Below are 16,933 nucleotides of genomic sequence, written 5' to 3' on the forward strand. Positions count from 1 at the left end.
CGCCCGGCTGCCGGGGTCAGCGGGCTGCGATCGGCGGCGTCCGCAGCTGCCAGCGGATGCGACGCTCCAGCTGACTGCCCAGGGACAGCAGGGTCGACTCGCCACCGGGGCGGCCGATCAGCTGCACTCCCATCGGCAGCCCGTCCGCGGTCTCGCCCACAGGCAGGGAGATCGCCGGGAGCCCAGCGACGTTCACGAAGGACGTGAACGGTGAGTACTGGCATTGCTGGATGAAGTTGAGATCGGCGTCCTCGGCGTCGAACCAGCCGATCGGCCGCGGCGTCTGGCCCAGCGTCGGAGTGATCACCGCGTCGAAGCTGGCGAACTGAGCGATGACGCTCCGCTCGAAGTTCGTGAGCGTCGTCAGCGTCTCGGCGACGTCGCGGGCGCCGAGTTCGCGCCCGGACCGCACGAGGTGCCTGGTTACCGGCTCGAGCAGGTCCAGCCTGTCGTCGTCGACCGGGATCGTCGCCGCCGAGATCCGCCAGAGCCGGCGGAAGGCGTCAAGGTAGACGCCGTCGTGATCGAGACGGACGTCGTCGATCCCGTGTCCCATGGCTCCGAGGTGCGCCAGGGCCATGCTCACGGCAGCGGATGCCTCCGGTGCGACCCGGATGTCCATCCCGTCCTCGAACGGCGAGTTCGCGAGCACTCCGATCGAGAACCGCCCCTCTCCGCGCACAGCGGCGCCGAGCAGGTCACCGTCGTTCTCGTCAGGCGCGCGGAGGGCGAAGTGATGATCGATGCGGCCGTTGCGTCTGCCGATCATGGCGTCGAGCAGCAGGGCGGCATCCGTCACGCTCCGCGCGATCGGACCCTTCACGCCCAGGCCGCCGATCGTGTCGATGCCTGAACCGGCAGGCACGAGGCCACGGGAGGGTTTGATGCCGACCAGCCCGCACGCTGCCGCCGGAATCCGGATCGAGCCGCCGCCGTCACTCCCAGGGGCGAACGGCAGCAGTCGGGCAGCGACAGCCGCGGCCGCTCCCCCGCTCGACCCGCCTGCGCCGAGGTTCAGATCCCAGGGGTTCCTTGCGGGCGGCGCGACGAGGGACTCGGTGTAGCCGTGCATCCCAAACTCGGGGGTGTTGGTCTTGCCGACGCTGATCGCGCCTGCGCCGTCGAGCACCTCGACGATTTCGTCTGAGCGGGGTGAAATCGTGCCCGCGAACGCGCGCGAGCCGAAGCCGGTCGCGACGCCGCGCCGCATGGTGAGGTCCTTGTCCCCGATCGCCAGTCCCCACAGCGCGGTCGTCCGCGGAACCGTCTGCTCCAGATCCTGGGCCCGTCGCATGGCGGCGTCCGCTGTCACGGTGACGAAGGCACCCAGCTCCGGGTCGAGCCTCTCGATCCTCTCGAGGTAGTGGGCGGTCAGCTCGGCAGGTGAGACCTCCCCGCGCTGAAGGGCGAGCCACTGGTCGAGGGCGCTGAGTTCATGCAGTTCGGTCACTCGTCGAGCCTATGCCCGACGGGATTTCGGTGGGGGTCTTGACAAACGGAACGAAACAATGTTGGTTAGTTAGTGAAGTAATGAACCACATAACCCGGAGGTGCCGTGATCGACGAAGGCAAACCGATCTTCCTTCAGATCGCCGAACAGATCGAGAACGACATCATCGCGGGCTCGATCGCGGAGGAGAGCCAGGTGCCGTCGACCAACGAGTTCGCCGCGTTCTACCGCATCAATCCAGCCACAGCCGGCAAGGGGGTCAACCGACTTGTCGACGACGGAATTCTGTACAAGAAGAGAGGGATCGGCATGTTCGTCGCCGAGGGCGCCCGCGCCCGACTCATTTCCGCCCGCACGACCCGGTTCCGCGACGAGTTCATTCGCCCGCTGATCGCTGAGGCGGCAAAACTCGGAATCGATCCGGACCAACTCACTGAAATGATCTCAAAGGAAGGCGTCACAGCATGACCACCTCATCCGCCCCCAGTCCCGTGATCAGCGTCGACGGTCTCACCAAGCGTTTCGGCAAAGTCGTCGCGGTGAACGATGCCAGCTTCGACATCCAGCCGAACACGATTACCGGACTCCTCGGCCGGAACGGTGCAGGCAAGACGACAGTCATGCAGGTGCTCACCGGACAGGACTTCGCCACCTCAGGAACGGTCAGGGTGTTCGGGGAATCGCCCGCTGAGAACGCCAGCGTCCTCAGCCGCATCTCGTTCATCAAGGAGAGCCAGCGCTACCCCGACGATTTCCAGCCCAGGCATGTGTTCGCGAGCGCGCCGTGGTTCTTCGAGAACTGGGACGCGGAGTTCGCCGAACAGCTCATCGAGGAGTTCCGCCTCCCGGTGAATCGCCGGATCAAGAAGCTCTCCCGCGGGCAGCTCTCCGCTGTCGGCGTGATCGTCGGGCTCGCGTCCAGGGCTCCGCTGACATTCTTCGATGAACCGTACCTCGGGCTGGATGCCGTGGCGCGCCAACTCTTCTACGACCGCCTCCTCGAGGATTACGCGGAGCATCCACGCACCGTCGTCCTCTCCACGCACCTGATCGACGAGGTCGCCCAGCTCCTCGAGCACGTGATCGTCATCGACCAGGGCTCGATCATCATCGACGAGCCCGCCGAATCGCTCCGCGGCTCGGCGACGACCGTCGTCGGGATGCGGGGGGCTGTCGACGCGTTCGTCAGCGGACGCGACGTGCTCCACCGTGACGGCATCGGCGGCCTCTCGTCCGTCACGGTCGGGCGCCTCAATGCCGACGAGCGGAAGGCGGCAGCGCAGGCCGGACTCGAGCTCTCGCCGGTCTCGCTCCAGCAACTGATCGTCCGACGGACGAACGTCACCGAGAAGGAATTCGAGAACCACTCATGACCACGACAGCTCTCACGACAACGGCTCCCCTGACCGAGGCAGGACACCCCCATCGCATGACTCGCATCTGGAACGCCGCACGGCTCAACTTCGTCAACCCGTGGACCGTCTACTGGACCCCGCTGATGATCCTGTTCTTCATCTGGCTCGTCAACTTCGCGATCTGGTGGATCATCAGCTCCAGCGTCGGCGCCTCAGACCGGCAGGACGCGATGGACGGTACCCAGTGGAGCGGGGCATCCTTCTTCATCTTCGTCTACATGCTCGTCATCGGCGTGCAGTCGATGAATGCGACGTTCGCATACGCGCTGGGGCTCAGCCTCAGCCGGCGCGAGTTCTACCTCGGGTCCTCGCTGGCCTTCGTCGTGCTCTCCTCGGCGTACGGGGCCATCCTGACCACCCTCTCGTACCTCGAAGAGTGGACGAATGGCTGGGGCGTCGGAGGACACATGTTCACGTCGTTCTACTTCGGGGCCGGACCGGTCTGGCAGCGCTTCTTCATCTTCACCGTTGCCCTGCTGTTCTTCTCCTTCATCGGGGCGGTGAGTGGCACGATCTTCATGCGCTGGCGCACGAACGGCCTGCTCATCGCAGCCGCGATCAGCATCGTCCTCGTCGTCGCCCTGCTCGCCCTGATCACACTGACGGGAAGCTGGCCGCTCGTCGGCGAGTGGTTCGTCGCGTCGGGCCCATCCGGGGTCGTCGCGTGGATGCTCATCCCGACGGTGATCTCAGCCGTCGCCGGGTACTTCATCCTCAGCAGGGCCACCTCGAGGGGCTGACCCATGCAACGCTGACCAATACAGGACAGAGACGGGCCGGGAGAGCGGAAGCTCCCCGGCCCTTTTCTACTCGAGTTCCGCAGCCAGTTCGGTCAGCAGCCGGCCGAAGACGTGTGCGGACTGCGCGATGGATTTCCTGCCGGTGATCGGTCCTGCCCAGTGCGCCGTCTGGGCAACGTTGACGAGTTCGTGCTCGATCCGTGCCCCGCCAGGTGTCGGCAGCACGCGGTACTCACCCCGGTACCACCAGCCGCCTTGAATGATCAGCAGGCGCTCGGCGTCATCGGCCGTGAAACCGGTCACATCAGGGTCAGGAGGGGTCAGCCGCCGTTTGATCGCGGCGTAGACAGTCGAGGGATCGGCGTGGATCTCCCCCGCGTACGAGCGAAGGACGGTGTTTCTGGCCGGACGGTCGTGTGGAGCGGTTTTCGGCATGCCGACACGCTATCGCAGCCTGCCGGCATCCGTTATTTGAGCGATTTCTGCAGCAGAACCGTTCCGAGCCAGCGTTCGAACTTGAACCCGACCCGGCCCATCCGCCCGATCTCGGTGAAACCGAACGACTCGTGGAGGGCGATGGACGCTTCGGCGCCCTTGTCGCTGATCACCGCGAGGATCTCCTTGAGACCGGCAGCCTTCGACCTGTCGATCAGCTCGCTGAGCAGGACCCGCCCGAGTCCCTTCCCGGTCGAGGCCGGGCCGAGGTAGATCGAGTTCTCGACAGTGAAACGGTACGCGCGCTTCTCCTTCCACGGCGAGACGAGCGCGTAGCCGAGGATCACCTTGTTCGGCGACTCGGCGACGATGAACGGCATGCCGAGCTTCTGCAGGTGCGCGAACTTTGACTTCCACTTCGCCAGGGACATCTTGTCTTCATCGAAGGTCACGACGCTGTTGGCGACGTAATAGTTGTAGATCTCGCGGATGTGCGGCAGGTCGGCCAGCTCGGCGTCGCGGATCGAATACTGGAACGGCGCCTCAGGCTCGGGTTTCTTCCGCAGGTGGGGTGGCAACTGTCTACGGGGCTGGTATTCCTCTTCAAGCACGGCTCAAGCGTAGACGACCGCGCTGTCAGCGATCCTCACCAGAGGCGAGCCGATTCGAGGCTCCAGTCCACCGGTACTGCGCCCTGCGCCTCGAGAAGCTCGTTGGCTCGCGAGAACGGCGCCGATCCGAAGAATCCGCGGGATGCCGAGAGCGGGCTGGGATGCGCGCTCGCCACGATCGGGGTGTCACCGAGCAGCGGCGCCAGCGACTGGGCGTCCTTCCCCCAGAGGATGGCGACAAGTGGGGTGCCACGCCCGACGAGGGTGCGGATGGCGAGGTCGGTGACCGCCTCCCAGCCGATGCCGCGGTGCGATCCGGCCTCCCCAGCGCGAACCGTGAGAACCCGGTTGAGAAGCAGCACGCCTCGTCCGGTCCAGGCGCTGAGGTCACCGGAAGCCGGCGGAGGAGTACCGAGATCGTCGGCGAGCTCCCTGAAGATGTTCGCGAGGCTCCGCGGCAACGGACGGACATGCTCGTCAGCGGCGAAGGAGAGGCCGATCGGATGGCCTGGGGTGGGGTACGGATCCTGCCCCACGATGAGCACGCGCACGTCGTCGAGCGGAGCCGCGAAGGCGCGGAGGATGTTCTCCCCGGCCGGAAGCACGTGCTCGCCTCGCGCCGTCTCGGCCGCGAGCTCACCGGCGATCGCGTCGAGCCGGGGTTGAACCGGTGCGAGTGCCGCGGCCCAGCCTGCATCGATGCGACCGGATGCCGCCAGCGAGGCCAGGTCGAGCGACGAGGTCATCCGCCGGCCAGCGAGGAGACGCGAACCCCCGCCTCGGTGGGGAGGATCTGCCAGACATTGCCGGTGCCGACGGCGCGGAGCGCGCCTTCGCCGACGATGAATGCCGTGTTCTCGTCGATCGCGATCCCGCCGGCGACGAGGCCGGCTTCCGTCGCCGCGATCAGCCGGGAGAGGTTGCCCCACTGCACGGCATGGACGTCGACCGAGATGTCGATCAGCCCGATCCCGTTCTCTACGGTCACTTCGTCGAGATCCTCTGAACCGTCCTCAGGGCTCACTTCGACCCCGCCGATCCGCCATCCGCCCACAACGGCGTGCTCGGCGGCGATCATCGACCCTGCTGAGAAACCGAGGTACGGCACCCCGGCCGCGACCTGACGCCTGATCTCACCGAAGATCGGCCGCAGGGCCTCGAGGTATGCGGGGGTCAGCCCTCCCCCGATCAGGATCCCGTGCACGTCGGCGAGCGCAGCGGTCGTGGCCGGGTCGCCGTGACCGAATGCGCTGACGACGGGCTCGAAAGCGCCGCCAGGTGCGGCCGCAGCGATGAGCCTTTCCGCGTGATCCGCACCGTCGCCGTCACGCACCACGACAACGGCGATCCGCGGGGGGCCCTCGAAGCCGGCTGCAGCCGCCCGTTCAGCCGCTTCGGCCAGGAATGGAGCGTAAACCGCCCCGTCGTTCGATGCGGACCAACCGCCGCCGACCAGATGCACGCTCATGGTTCGAGCCTAGACAGTGAGCGGCGGGAGCGCCGACCACGGGAAGGTGATCCACTTGTCCGTGTCCCGCCAGACATAGTCGGGCACGAGGACGGTCCGTGGTTTGGAGTAGAGGGTGAGCGTGCGCACCGTGGCACCGTGTTCCGACAGCAGGTCGACGACCATGGCGAGAGTTCGACCGGAATCGGAGACGTCGTCGACGAGCAGGACGTTTTTGCCCGTCAGCGCCGGCGCATCGAGCAGCGGAGGGTGCAGCACCGGTTCCGGCAGACGCTCGTCGACGTCGGTGTAGAACTCGACGTTGATGCTTCCGCAGTTCTTCGTGCCGAGGGCGTAGGCGATCGAGCCGGCGAGCAGCAGTCCACCGCGGGCGACGGCGACGACGATATCGACGGCGAAACCGCTTGCGACGACCTCCGAGGCCATGTCCCTGGAGGCCTGGCCGAATTCCTCCCAGCCGAGGACTTCCCGCTCAGGTGGAAAGGATGCGGGGAGTTCGGTGGGTGTGGGGATCGTCATGGAATCACGCTACAGCTCTATCCGGCTCCATCCGGCTCCATCCTGAGGGCCGGAATTGGCACCGGGGCGCGCGTGCCGCCAAGATGATGTCGTGGCCTGCCGGTCACCCGCGACCGCTCCGCACAGAGGACTCCGCCATCATCCAGCCCATCTCCGCCGGGATCGTCGCGGCCATCACCGGGTTCGCCACATCGTTCGCTCTCGTCATCGCCGGGCTCCAGGCGGTCGGCGCGACCGAAGCCCAGGCCTCGTCCGGGCTCCTCGCCCTCTGCCTCGTCGTCGGGATCCTCAGTGTCATCCTGACCTGGCTGCTGCGCATCCCGCTCTCCTTCGCCTGGTCGACCCCTGGCGCCGCACTGCTGCTCGCCGCCGGCTCCGGCACGACGAGTTTCGCCGCCGCCGTGGGCGCCTTCGTCGTCTGCGCGCTGCTCATCGTGTTGTGCGGGCTCTGGCCGCCACTCGCGAACGCGATGACGCGCATCCCGAAGCCGCTGGCATCCGCGATGCTCGCCGGTATCCTCTTCCCCATCTGCCTGGCCCCGATCCAGGCGTCGATCGAACTTCCCCTCCTCGCGCTTCCGATCGTGATCACCTGGCTCGTGCTGTACCGGTTTGCTCCTCGCTGGGCCGTGCCAGGCGCCATGGCGGTCGCCGTCGTCGCGATCGCGATCAGCGCAGGGACGGACTGGATGGCGACGGCGACGCTCGCCCCTCAGCTGGTTTTCGTCGCCCCGGTCTTCGAACCCGCAGTCATCCTCAGCCTCGGCGTCCCGCTCTTCGTGGTGACCATGGCCGGGCAGAACGTGCCAGGCGTCGTCGTCATGTCGACCTTCGGCTACACCGTGCCGACCAGGACCGCGCTCGTCGGCTCGGGCGCCGCGTCAGGGGTCGGCGCACTGTTCGGCGGCCACGTCATCAACCTCGCCGCGATCACAGCGGCCCTCATGGCCAGTCCGGAGGCGCACCCCGACAAGGCGAAGCGCTGGATCGCCTCGTTCACGGCGGGCGTCGCCTACCTCGTGCTGGGCCTCGGCGCCGGCGTAGCCACCGCGCTCGTCGCGGCATCCCCTCCGATCATCATCACGGCCGTCGCCGGGCTCGCCGTCCTCGGCGCCCTCATCGCCTCCCTGACAGGAGCACTCGACGACCCGCATTCCCGGGTCGCGGCCGTCGCCACGTTCCTCGTCGTCGCCTCGGGCATCGTCGTCCTCGGCGTCGGCAGCGCCTTCTGGGGGCTGCTGGTCGGTGCTGTGATTCTGCTCGTCCTCCGGCGTAAGGTTCACGCGTGACCACAATCGACGATTCCTACGAATTCCGCACGTTCGACGCATCCGGCCGTGAGGTCAACGCTGAGACCCGCGGGTGGCTCCAGGCAGACGCCCAGGGCTTCCACGCGAAGAAATACACCGACGAGTCACTGTCCCGGGTGTCAGAGGGCCTCGTCACCGATAGTCAGACCCTGACCGGCGCATACGCGAAGCACCGCAGGGACGCCTCGCTCCCGGCCGAATACCCCGTCGCCACATTCGCGTCGTTCGAGAAGACGATCAACGTCGGGGGCGGGACGATGCTCCCAGCCCACCTCATCTCATCCGTGACCGTCCGGCCGACCCACCGCAGGCGAGGACTGCTGCGCCGGATGATGACGGACGATCTGGCCACGGCGAGCGCGAACGGATACGCCATCGCGGCGCTCACGGCGTCTGAGGCCAGCATCTATCGCCGTTTCGGTTTCGGGCCGGCCGTGTGGCACCGATCGATCACGGTGTCCACAGACGCCGGATTCCGCCTGCTCACGGTACCGAGCGGCACCTGCGACTGGATCGATGCCCGCGAGCTCGAGGCGATCGGTCCGCAGGTCTTCGCGCGGTTCCACGCTCGGCAGACCGGCTCGGTCGACCGCCACGTCGGCATCTGGCATCACATCACCGGGAAGTTCGATTCGGACGGTCAGGAAGACCGCAGCATCCGTGCCGCTCTGCACTATGACGGCGACGGCGAGATCGACGGCTATGTCTCGTACCGCTTCACCGGCTGGGAGTCTGAGAAGCGCGCGGTGAAGGTGGTCGACTTCGTCGCCGCCGACGACAATGCGGCCGTCGGGCTGTGGCACTACCTCGCCTCGATCGACCTCGTCGACACGGTGACCTGGAACATGGGACGCATCGACGACCCTCTCGCCTGGGCGCTCGACGATCCACGGCGGATCACCGTCGGCAGCGTCGACGACTGGCTCTGGATGCGGATCCTCGACGTACCCCGCGCCCTCGAGGCGAGGCCGTACTCGTCTGACGGCGACGTCGTCCTGCGCGTGACAGACGAACTCGGCTACGCGGCAGGCGTGTTCCGGCTCACCGTGTCGGATGCCACAGCGCGCGTCATCCGCGACGATGCGGCACGCCCGGATCTGGAACTCGACGCATGGGTCCTCGGCTCGCTCTACCTCGGCGGCGCAGACCCGCTCGTCCTGGCAGCTGCCGGGCAATTGCGTGAGCACACGGAGGGAGCCGTCGCGACCATGCGCACCCTGCTGGCGCCGGACCAGCCGGTGTACGGAATCACTCCGTTCTGAGCCCGGGTCAGAGCAGGGCTGCGAGGTGACCGGCGTCCCGCTCGTAGGCGACGGCCTCAGCCCTCAGGTGCGGTTTGAACAGCTCGTCGGCCTTCTCGACCGACATCTCAGCGAGGTCGTGGAGTCGTGTCACCGCGACCCGGACGACGTCGCGCCATGAATCGTGTGAGCCGTACGCGTCGAGGACGATCTCGATCCGCCTGCGCATCTGGTTCTGCCCAGGGGCGCCGTCAGGGATGTCAGCCGTCAGCGGGCAGGCGCGTGTGGCGAAGTAGGCGATGTCCCACAGCCTGGGCCCCGGCGAGCACATGTCGAAGTCGATCGCGCCCGTGATCGCCCCTTCGTCATTGAAGGCGAGGTTGTGCGGCGCGAAATCGTTATGACAGATGACCTCGGACGGGATCTTCGTCGGCGACTGCCAGATCGCCCCGTCGACGGCGAACCCGATCGACGCGTCGTGCAGCTGACGCAGCTTGTGCGCTCCGTCGACGAGCACGGCGTCATCCCAGACGAAATGAGGCAGCGGATACAGGGGAACGTTCCCCTCGACGAAACTGAGGATCTCGACGTCTCCCTCGATGCCGAGCGGCGTCGGAGCCCAGTCCACGCCGTTCCTGGCGAGATAGCCGAGGTAGCGGTGCACGGTCGGGGTCCACGGCCCGGCCGTCCTGCGCACGGTGTTCCCCACACGCTGCACCGCGTTCATGTTTCCGCCAGGGAGGAACCCGTCCATGATCAGTCGCTCTTCATCCTCAGGTCGCCGCGGATCACCTTGTGAGGTGCCGCCTGCGCGACCGGCTTCACGGTGATCGAGTCGATGTTCACGTGGGAGGGAAGCTCGACCGCGTGCACGATGGCTTCGGCGATGTCGTCAGCGCTGAGCGGGTCAGGGACGTTGTCGTAGACGGCGTCCGCCCTGGCCTGGTCCCCGCCGAACCGGACGAGGGAGAACTCGTCCGTGCGCACCATCCCCGGTGCCACCTCGATGACGCGGATCGGTTCGCCGGCGAGTTCGAGCCTGAGCACCTGCAGGAGGGCCCGCTGCGCGAACTTCGCGGCGTTGTACCCGCCGCCGCCCTCGTACGCCACCGACCCGGCGATCGACGTGATGCCGACGATCGACGCGGCATCCGCCTGGCGAAGGATCGGGAGCAGGGCCGAAATCACACGCTTCGTCCCGAGCACGTTGATGTCATACATCCTGGCCCAGTCGTCGGTGTCACTGGCTTCGACCGAGTCCATGCCGAATGCACCTCCGGCGTTGCTGACGAGCGCGTTCGCCCCTCCTGATGCCGCGACCACGTCGCGCAGCCTGTCCACATCCGCCTGCACGGTCAGGTCGGCGACGACCACCTCGGCGCCGGTCTCTGCTGCGAGCGCCTCGAGACGGTCAGCCCTGCGGGCGACCCCGACGACGTCCCATCCCCTCGACCGGAACAGCCGCACCGTGGCGGCACCGATCCCCGAACTCGCCCCGGTCACGACCACGCGCTGTGCACTCATGCCACAAGCCTATTGCGCGTGCGTTACGTCATATTTCCGGACGCATTGAGATGTCGACTGAACCGCCATAGCGTGAGGGCAACGATCTTCCGCAATCTCTTGACCCGACCCGAAACGAGGGGGCTATCATGGCCGATTCCAACTCCACCTGGCAGTTCGAAACCAAACAGATCCACTCGGGTGCGGCTCCCGACCCGACCACGAAGGCCCGTGCCACACCGATCTACCAGACGACGAGCTACGTCTTCGACAGCGCGGACCACGCCAAGAACCTCTTCGCCCTGGCGGAGTTCGGCAACATCTACACCCGCATCCAGAACCCGACACAGGCCGTCGTCGAAGAGCGCGTCGCGGCGCTCGAAGGGGGCACAGGCGCCCTCCTCCTCGCCTCGGGCCAGGCGGCATCCACCATCGCGATCCTCAACATCGCCCAGGCCGGTGACCATATCGTCTCGTCGTCCTCGATCTACGGCGGCACGTACAACCTCTTCAAGTACACCCTCGCCAAGCTCGGCATCGAAACCACCTTCGTCGAAGACCAGGACGACTCGGACGAGTGGCACCGCGCCATCCGCCCGAACACCAAGGCCTTCTTCGCCGAGACCATCGGCAACCCGCGGATCAACATCCTCGACATCTCCCTCGTCTCCGGGATCGCGCACGAGGCCGGCATCCCGCTCATCGTCGACAACACGATCGCCACGCCGTACCTCATCCGCCCCTTCGAGCACGGTGCGGACATTATCGTCCACTCCGCCACGAAGTTCCTCGGCGGTCACGGAACAGTCATCGGCGGCGTCATCGTCGACGGCGGTACCTTCGAATGGTCGAAGAACGTCGAGAAGTTCCCCGGGCTGACCGAGCCAGACCCGTCCTACCACGGCGCCAGCTACACCACAGCGGTCGGCGACAGCCTCGCCTACATCATCAAGGCCCGCGTGCAGCTGCTTCGCGACCTCGGCTCTGCGATCGCCCCTGCGAGCGCCTGGCAACTCATCCAGGGCATCGAGACCCTGTCGCTGCGGATCGAACGTCATGTGCAGAACGCGCAGGAGATCGCTGAGTGGCTCGACAACCACCCGGACATCGCCAGCGTGAACTACTCAGGACTTCCGTCGAGCCCGTGGTACGCGGCAGCCAACAAATACGCGCCCAAGGGCGTCGGCGCCGTGCTGTCGTTCGAGCTCAAGGGCGGCGTCGATGCCGGCCGCGAGCTCGTCGACACCCTCTCGCTGTTCTCCCACCTGGCGAACATCGGCGACGTGCGCTCGCTCGTCATCCACCCTGCGTCGACGACGCACTCGCAGCTCACCCCTGAGCAGCAGCTGACCACCGGCGTCACGCCCGGTCTGGTGCGCCTCTCGGTCGGCCTCGAGAACGTGGCAGACCTCAAGGCAGACCTCGAGCAGGGACTCGCGGCCGCTCGCGCCGTGGTCGTCGCCGCCCGCGGCTAGCGCTCTGAGACGGCACCCTGTGGCGGCCCATTCGTGGGCCGCCACAGGCATCTGCACAGTCGGCGGGTTACGATTCGTGCATGAGCAGGATCACCGACACCTGGCGTTCGCACCTGCTCACCACCCTGTCCGGCTCGAGCGACGGCAAACCGCGCTGGGTCGACGCCATCGAGCACGGCTCCGACGAGGGATTCTTCGGTCCGGGCTCAGCGTCGTGGGCGGTCCACGGCGGACTGGCCACCATGGTCGCCGGCATTCGCGCCCTGCTCCTCCAGACCCTGCACCCCGGGGCGATGGCAGGGGTGCACGACTGGTCGAGGTACAGGGAAGACCCGCTCGGCCGGCTCTCCGGCACCATCCAATGGCTCATCACCGTCACGTTCGCCGACACGGCGACGGCCGAGCGGGAGTCCGCCAGGGTCGGCAGCTTCCACGGCAGGGTCTCCGGCACCTACACGGACACGACGGGAACGGTGCACCCATACTCGGCCGGCGACCCGGACCTGCTCAGCTGGGTGCACATCGTCTTCACCGACTCCTTCCTGGCCTGCCACACCCTCTGGGGCGGTCCGATCCCGGGCGGCGCGGACGCGTACGTCGACGAGTGGGCGCGGGCGGGCGAACTCGTCGGTGTCCCTGACCCGCCACGGTCGGCGATCGAACTCACAGCCGCGCTGGCGGCGTACCGGGATGCCGGCATCCTGCAGCACGACGAACGGGTCGCCGAGGCAGTCCGGTTCATTCGGAACCCGCCTCTTCGCCGCTCCATGATGCCTGCCTACCGGATCATGTTCGCCGGCGCCGTCGCATCGATTCCCCCTGAGTACAGGGATCTGCTCGGACTCCGCCGTTCCCGGCTCCCCGTGGTCGGGGCGACAGGCCTTGTCCTGGGCGCCGTTCGCCGCGTCCTCGGCGGGTCGTCGACCTCCGAGGACGCCGCGCGCAGACGGATCGCCCGGTTGCGTTCGACCGCTCCCCCGCGCTGAGCCGTGTGACGACAGCCTGTCAGCCACCCTTCTTTCGTCGCCACCTTGTAACACAGGCCACGACGCGTGATCCAGCAGACAGAATGGATGCATGGACTGGCAGACACCCGAAGACACGGTCCCGTCGAGCTTCATCACCGAAGAACTCGCACGGCACCTGCTGGGGAAGCCACCGGCGACAGGGGCCTGGCGCGACGGTGACCCCGCCGGCTCCCGGCTGTTCGCCGACCTCGGCTCCTTCGACTTCGAGAGCGGCGGCAGCCTGCCGCACGTGCGGATCGCCTACGAGACTCACGGCACGCTCAACCCTGAGCGAGACAACGCCGTCCTCATCACCCACGCACTCACCGGCGACAGCCATGTCATCGGGGAGCCAGGCAACGGACATGCCACAGGGGGCTGGTGGGGCGCCATCGTCGGGCCCGGCCTCGCCATCGACACGAACGAATGGTTCGTGGTCACCCCGAACATGCTCGGCGGCTGCCAGGGTTCGACCGGCCCCGCCTCGTTCGCCCCAGACGGCTCCGAATGGGCGTCCCGGTTCCCGTACACGACCATCCGGGACCAGGTCGCCGCACAGGTGCTCCTCTCCGACCTGCTCGGCATCGACCGCTGGGCCGCTGTCGTCGGCGGTTCTGTGGGGGGCATGCACGCGCTCGAGTGGGCCGTCGGCTTCCCGGACCGGGTGTCACGACTGGCCGTGCTCGCCGCACCTCCCCACACAACGGCCGACCAGATCGCACTGAACTCGGTGCAGATCGAGGCGATCCGGATGGATCCGCTCTTCGCGGGCGGGCACTACTACGACGCGCAGGACGGCGACGGTCCCCACCGCGGACTCGCCCTCGCCCGACGGATGGCGCTGCTGAACTATCGCAGCCCGTCCGAACTCAACGCCCGGTTCGGCAGGACATGGCAGTCGGCGCTCAGCCCGCAGGGGGACGGGGGGCGTTACGCGGTCGAGTCGTACATCGACTTCCACGGCAACAAGTTCACGAGGCGGTTCGACGCGAACAGCTACATCACCCTCGTCGAGGCCATGAACTCGCACGACATCGGCAGGGGCCGGGGCGGGATCGACGCCGCGCTTGACCGGGTCACGGCGACCACCCTCGTCCTGGGAATCGACTCCGACCGGCTGTTCCCCCTTGAAGGACAGGAGACGATCGCCAGCGGCATCCGTCACAACATCGACGGGACCCAGCCGGCGGTCATCACGTCGGACTACGGACACGACGGCTTCCTCATCGAGGCTGACGCCGTCAGCAGCCACCTGCGGCGCCTGCTGGACACAGCCGACCGGCGAGCCGCTTCCCTCTCCTGAGCGGCCGATCGCCATAGACTGCTCGACATGACCGGCAGCGACAACGATGCGCGCGCCGCCCGGTGGGCGGTGTCGTGAGCCCGTCCCGACTGAGCCCGGAGGAGCGTGACCGCTTCTCGTGGCAGTTGGCGCGTCTGCTGTACCGCACCACGCGCCTGTTCGCCCTGACGGGGACGATCGTCGCCGCGATCTGCGTGTCGATACCGGGAGCCATGCCCCTGCCGAACACGGTCCTCTGCCTCGCGTTGCTCGCCGCCCTCGCCGTGACCCAGCTGCTGATGACCCACCGACCGCACCCGCTCTGGATGATCCTCGCGTTCTCGATCGGTCTCTGTCTCATCGCGGCCATCTACATGCCTGCCGGAGGTCAGCTCAACGTCGCGACCGGATCGGCCATCGCCGCGATCGGCGCGTGGGGAATCGGCTCGATGGCCACCATCCTCGTGTCGTCATGGGGCCAGTTCCTCTGCCTCATCCTCGCCTTCGTCGCCACGATGGGTTACCTGCTCCTCCTCAGCATCGGGAACAACCCGCGCACGAGCACACTGCTCCTCTTCGTCCTCTGCGGCTGGGTGGTCTCGACGCTCTTCGGCACGTGGCTGCGGTCCAGCTTCCCGCGGGTGATGCGCCGGATCTCGAGCATCGGCCGTGCACACAACGTCGAGCGGCGTGCGAGCGAGACCGAGGCGCAACGCCACAGGGACGCACGACTGCTGCACGACACGGTCCTCGCCACCCTCACCCTGCTCGCCCACTCCGGTGTCGGCGTTCCCGCCGCCGCGCTCCGCTCGCAGGCCGAGTCCGACGGTCTCCTGCTCAAACGTCTGCGCCTCGGCGAGACGCCCCAGCCCCGCTCCTCAGGGGAATACACGCTCACGAACACCGCCGAACTCGCGCTCGGCGGGACCCTCGAGGCGCTCAAGGGGCGTTTCGGATCGATGGGGCTCGACATCGACTGGCACGGCTCGGGCCAGATCGGCCTGCCGGGGAAGAAACTCGAAGCGTTCATCCTCGCCCTTTCGGAGTGCCTGGAGAACGTGCGCAGGCACTCGGGAGTGAGCGAGGCCCACGTCACCCTGAGCGACGACGGCGAGATCGTCCGAGGTGTGGTGACGGATGCCGGGAGCGGCTTCGACCCGGCAACCGTCCCCCACGGAAAACTGGGCTTCGCCGACTCCGTCGTCGCCAGGGTCCGCGACTCGGGTGGAAGTGTGCGCGTCTTCAGCGCACCGAGTGCCGGAACGACCGTCGTACTGGAGATGCCGAAATGACCGACGTCAGGGACAGGCCGGACCGCACCGCATCCGCACGCGCCACGCTGGGGACGAGCCAGCTGGGAACATCGCTCGCCATCGCCGGCGGCGTCATCATGCTCAATTCGCTGTGGCGGTACAGCCAGCACCTGACCGAATACCAGGCGCCGATGCTCAACGCGGGCGCGTGGATCCTGCTGCTCACGGCATCCGTGGTCATCGTCGTCACCGTGCGCGCCAACGGTTACCTCCTCGGCGACCTCTCCTTCGCCCTGCTCATCCTCTGCCTCGCGATCGTGGTGACGCTCGATCTCGTCGCGGTGTGGGGACAGAGCGAGGCAGGGCTGTACCCCACAGCGGCGATCGGGGCGGGCGGCGCCCTGCTCGGAATCGTGACGCTCCGTTCGGTCTGGGATGTCGCGCTCGCGGCCGGCGCCCTCGGACTCGCCATCGCCGCCACCTTCATCACCGGGCAGAACACCGACCCGCTGAACGGCGGGACGGAGCTCCTGCTGACGGCGCTCGCGATCATGCCTCCGCTGATCGCCTGCATCATCGTCAGCTCCTATCGCCGGATGGTCCTCATGGCGCTGGACCGGGTGCTCATCCAGTCGACGGTCATGGCTCCGGCGTTCGGAGTGAGCATGCTCGAGTCCGAGGAACTCGCAAGCGTCGACCTCGAGGTGGAGCAGCTCTTCGATGACATCGCATCCGGCCGTGAACCGCTTCCGCTCGGCCCGGACCGCGCCGAACGCGCAGGCGAACTCTCCACCGTGCTTCGCCGGCACCTCATCGCCGGCCGGAACTACACCTGGCTGCACCACGCAATCGCCGAGTCGGATTTCCTCTCGGTATCGGTCGAGCTCCGCGATGAACAGGCACTCGCCGCGCTGCTCGACCAGCGCCAGCGCGACGGCCTGCTGTCTGCCCTCTGGCTGCTGATGTACGGCGAGCAGCGCACGGCAAGACGCGCCATCGTGACGCTCGGGCCGTCCGTGGCCACGACCGTCGGCGGCAAGCCGCGCCTGCGCTTCCCGATCCAGATCGAAGCCAAAGGCATGCGGCGCGTCGACGTCGAACCTGCCACTTGGCAGCATTTGAGCCGCGCAGGGCGGTATGTTGATACCACGACGCCGAGCGCCCTGATGGTCGTCATCGAGTGCACGGTCGACAGTCCGATCGATCACTAGACCACGGGCGCAT

18 protein-coding genes are annotated in these 16,933 nt (G+C 67.3%); 10 read left to right on the plus strand and 8 right to left on the minus strand.

Annotated features, from left to right (window positions below; translation table 11 throughout):
- Positions 1-16: 16 nt before the first annotated feature.
- On the minus strand, positions 17-1,450 hold the full coding sequence (locus AC1M0F_RS07775) for an amidase (protein WP_480237651.1): 1,434 nt from the start codon (positions 1,448-1,450) through the stop codon (positions 17-19).
- A gap of 105 nt (positions 1,451-1,555) precedes the next feature.
- On the opposite strand from AC1M0F_RS07775, the gene AC1M0F_RS07780 reads away from it, so the two are divergent.
- From AC1M0F_RS07780 to AC1M0F_RS07790, 3 genes are read left to right on the plus strand one after another with little or no spacing between them, the layout of a single operon-like run.
- Positions 1,556-1,918 carry a GntR family transcriptional regulator gene (locus tag AC1M0F_RS07780; RefSeq protein ID WP_480237652.1) on the plus strand — a complete coding sequence of 121 codons (363 nt, stop codon included), beginning with the start codon at positions 1,556-1,558 and terminating at the stop codon, positions 1,916-1,918.
- On the plus strand, positions 1,915-2,823 hold the full coding sequence (locus AC1M0F_RS07785) for an ABC transporter ATP-binding protein (RefSeq protein WP_480237653.1): 909 nt from the start codon (positions 1,915-1,917) through the stop codon (positions 2,821-2,823). The genes AC1M0F_RS07780 and AC1M0F_RS07785 overlap by 4 nt, the downstream gene beginning before the upstream one ends.
- A complete protein-coding gene (locus tag AC1M0F_RS07790; RefSeq protein WP_480237654.1) occupies positions 2,820-3,605 on the plus strand; it encodes a hypothetical protein in 786 nt (261 codons plus the stop codon). The genes AC1M0F_RS07785 and AC1M0F_RS07790 overlap by 4 nt, the downstream gene beginning before the upstream one ends.
- A gap of 66 nt (positions 3,606-3,671) precedes the next feature.
- Here AC1M0F_RS07790 and AC1M0F_RS07795 read toward each other — a convergent pair whose 3' ends face one another.
- The 5 genes from AC1M0F_RS07795 to AC1M0F_RS07815 are packed head-to-tail and all read right to left on the minus strand — an operon-like array spanning position 3,672 to position 6,638.
- Positions 3,672-4,040 (minus strand): hypothetical protein, encoded by a 369-nt coding sequence (locus AC1M0F_RS07795; RefSeq protein WP_480237655.1) that lies wholly within the window; start codon positions 4,038-4,040, stop codon positions 3,672-3,674.
- Positions 4,041-4,072: 32 nt separating this feature from the next.
- Positions 4,073-4,651, minus strand: a complete 579-nt coding sequence (locus AC1M0F_RS07800) for an N-acetyltransferase family protein (RefSeq protein WP_480237656.1) — start codon at positions 4,649-4,651, stop codon at positions 4,073-4,075.
- A 35-nt stretch (positions 4,652-4,686) separates the two neighbouring features.
- Positions 4,687-5,397 carry a uracil-DNA glycosylase gene (locus tag AC1M0F_RS07805; protein ID WP_480237657.1) on the minus strand — a complete coding sequence of 237 codons (711 nt, stop codon included), beginning with the start codon at positions 5,395-5,397 and terminating at the stop codon, positions 4,687-4,689.
- Entirely contained in the window at positions 5,394-6,119 is a 726-nt protein-coding gene (locus AC1M0F_RS07810) for a Type 1 glutamine amidotransferase-like domain-containing protein (protein WP_480237658.1), read from the minus strand. The genes AC1M0F_RS07805 and AC1M0F_RS07810 overlap by 4 nt, the downstream gene beginning before the upstream one ends.
- A 9-nt stretch (positions 6,120-6,128) precedes the next feature.
- A complete protein-coding gene (locus tag AC1M0F_RS07815) occupies positions 6,129-6,638 on the minus strand; it encodes a phosphoribosyltransferase (RefSeq protein ID WP_480237659.1) in 510 nt (169 codons plus the stop codon).
- Between the two features lie 83 nt (positions 6,639-6,721).
- Here AC1M0F_RS07815 and AC1M0F_RS07820 point away from each other — a divergent pair, with 83 nt between their 5' ends.
- Complete coding sequence (locus tag AC1M0F_RS07820; protein ID WP_480237660.1) at positions 6,722-7,927, plus strand: benzoate/H(+) symporter BenE family transporter; 1,206 nt, start codon at positions 6,722-6,724, stop codon at positions 7,925-7,927.
- Complete coding sequence (locus AC1M0F_RS07825) at positions 7,924-9,210, plus strand: GNAT family N-acetyltransferase (protein ID WP_480237661.1); 1,287 nt, start codon at positions 7,924-7,926, stop codon at positions 9,208-9,210. Before AC1M0F_RS07820 ends, AC1M0F_RS07825 begins: the two co-directional genes overlap by 4 nt.
- 7 nt (positions 9,211-9,217) lie before the next feature.
- On the opposite strand, the gene AC1M0F_RS07830 is transcribed toward AC1M0F_RS07825, so the two are convergent.
- Positions 9,218-9,943 carry an aminoglycoside phosphotransferase family protein gene (locus tag AC1M0F_RS07830; protein ID WP_480237662.1) on the minus strand — a complete coding sequence of 242 codons (726 nt, stop codon included), beginning with the start codon at positions 9,941-9,943 and terminating at the stop codon, positions 9,218-9,220.
- Between the two features lie 2 nt (positions 9,944-9,945).
- Positions 9,946-10,713, minus strand: coding sequence for an SDR family NAD(P)-dependent oxidoreductase (locus tag AC1M0F_RS07835; RefSeq protein ID WP_480237663.1), 768 nt, complete (start codon positions 10,711-10,713; stop codon positions 9,946-9,948).
- Positions 10,714-10,841: 128 nt separating this feature from the next.
- Here AC1M0F_RS07835 and AC1M0F_RS07840 point away from each other — a divergent pair, with 128 nt between their 5' ends.
- From AC1M0F_RS07840 to AC1M0F_RS07860, 5 genes are all read left to right on the plus strand, one after another.
- Positions 10,842-12,167 carry a bifunctional o-acetylhomoserine/o-acetylserine sulfhydrylase gene (locus AC1M0F_RS07840; RefSeq protein WP_480237664.1) on the plus strand — a complete coding sequence of 442 codons (1,326 nt, stop codon included), beginning with the start codon at positions 10,842-10,844 and terminating at the stop codon, positions 12,165-12,167.
- An 80-nt stretch (positions 12,168-12,247) separates the two neighbouring features.
- Positions 12,248-13,153, plus strand: a complete 906-nt coding sequence (locus AC1M0F_RS07845) for an oxygenase MpaB family protein (RefSeq protein ID WP_480237665.1) — start codon at positions 12,248-12,250, stop codon at positions 13,151-13,153.
- Between the two features lie 91 nt (positions 13,154-13,244).
- Complete coding sequence (metX, locus tag AC1M0F_RS07850; RefSeq protein WP_480237666.1) at positions 13,245-14,477, plus strand: homoserine O-acetyltransferase MetX; 1,233 nt, start codon at positions 13,245-13,247, stop codon at positions 14,475-14,477.
- A gap of 74 nt (positions 14,478-14,551) precedes the next feature.
- Positions 14,552-15,748, plus strand: coding sequence for a sensor histidine kinase (locus AC1M0F_RS07855; RefSeq protein ID WP_480237667.1), 1,197 nt, complete (start codon positions 14,552-14,554; stop codon positions 15,746-15,748).
- The gene (locus AC1M0F_RS07860; protein WP_480237668.1) at positions 15,745-16,920 is read left to right on the plus strand and encodes a hypothetical protein; all 1,176 of its coding nucleotides are present in this window, start codon (positions 15,745-15,747) and stop codon (positions 16,918-16,920) included. Before AC1M0F_RS07855 ends, AC1M0F_RS07860 begins: the two co-directional genes overlap by 4 nt.
- Positions 16,921-16,933: the final 13 nt, after the last annotated feature.

Source organism: Mycetocola sp. Y719 (assembly GCF_056713205.1).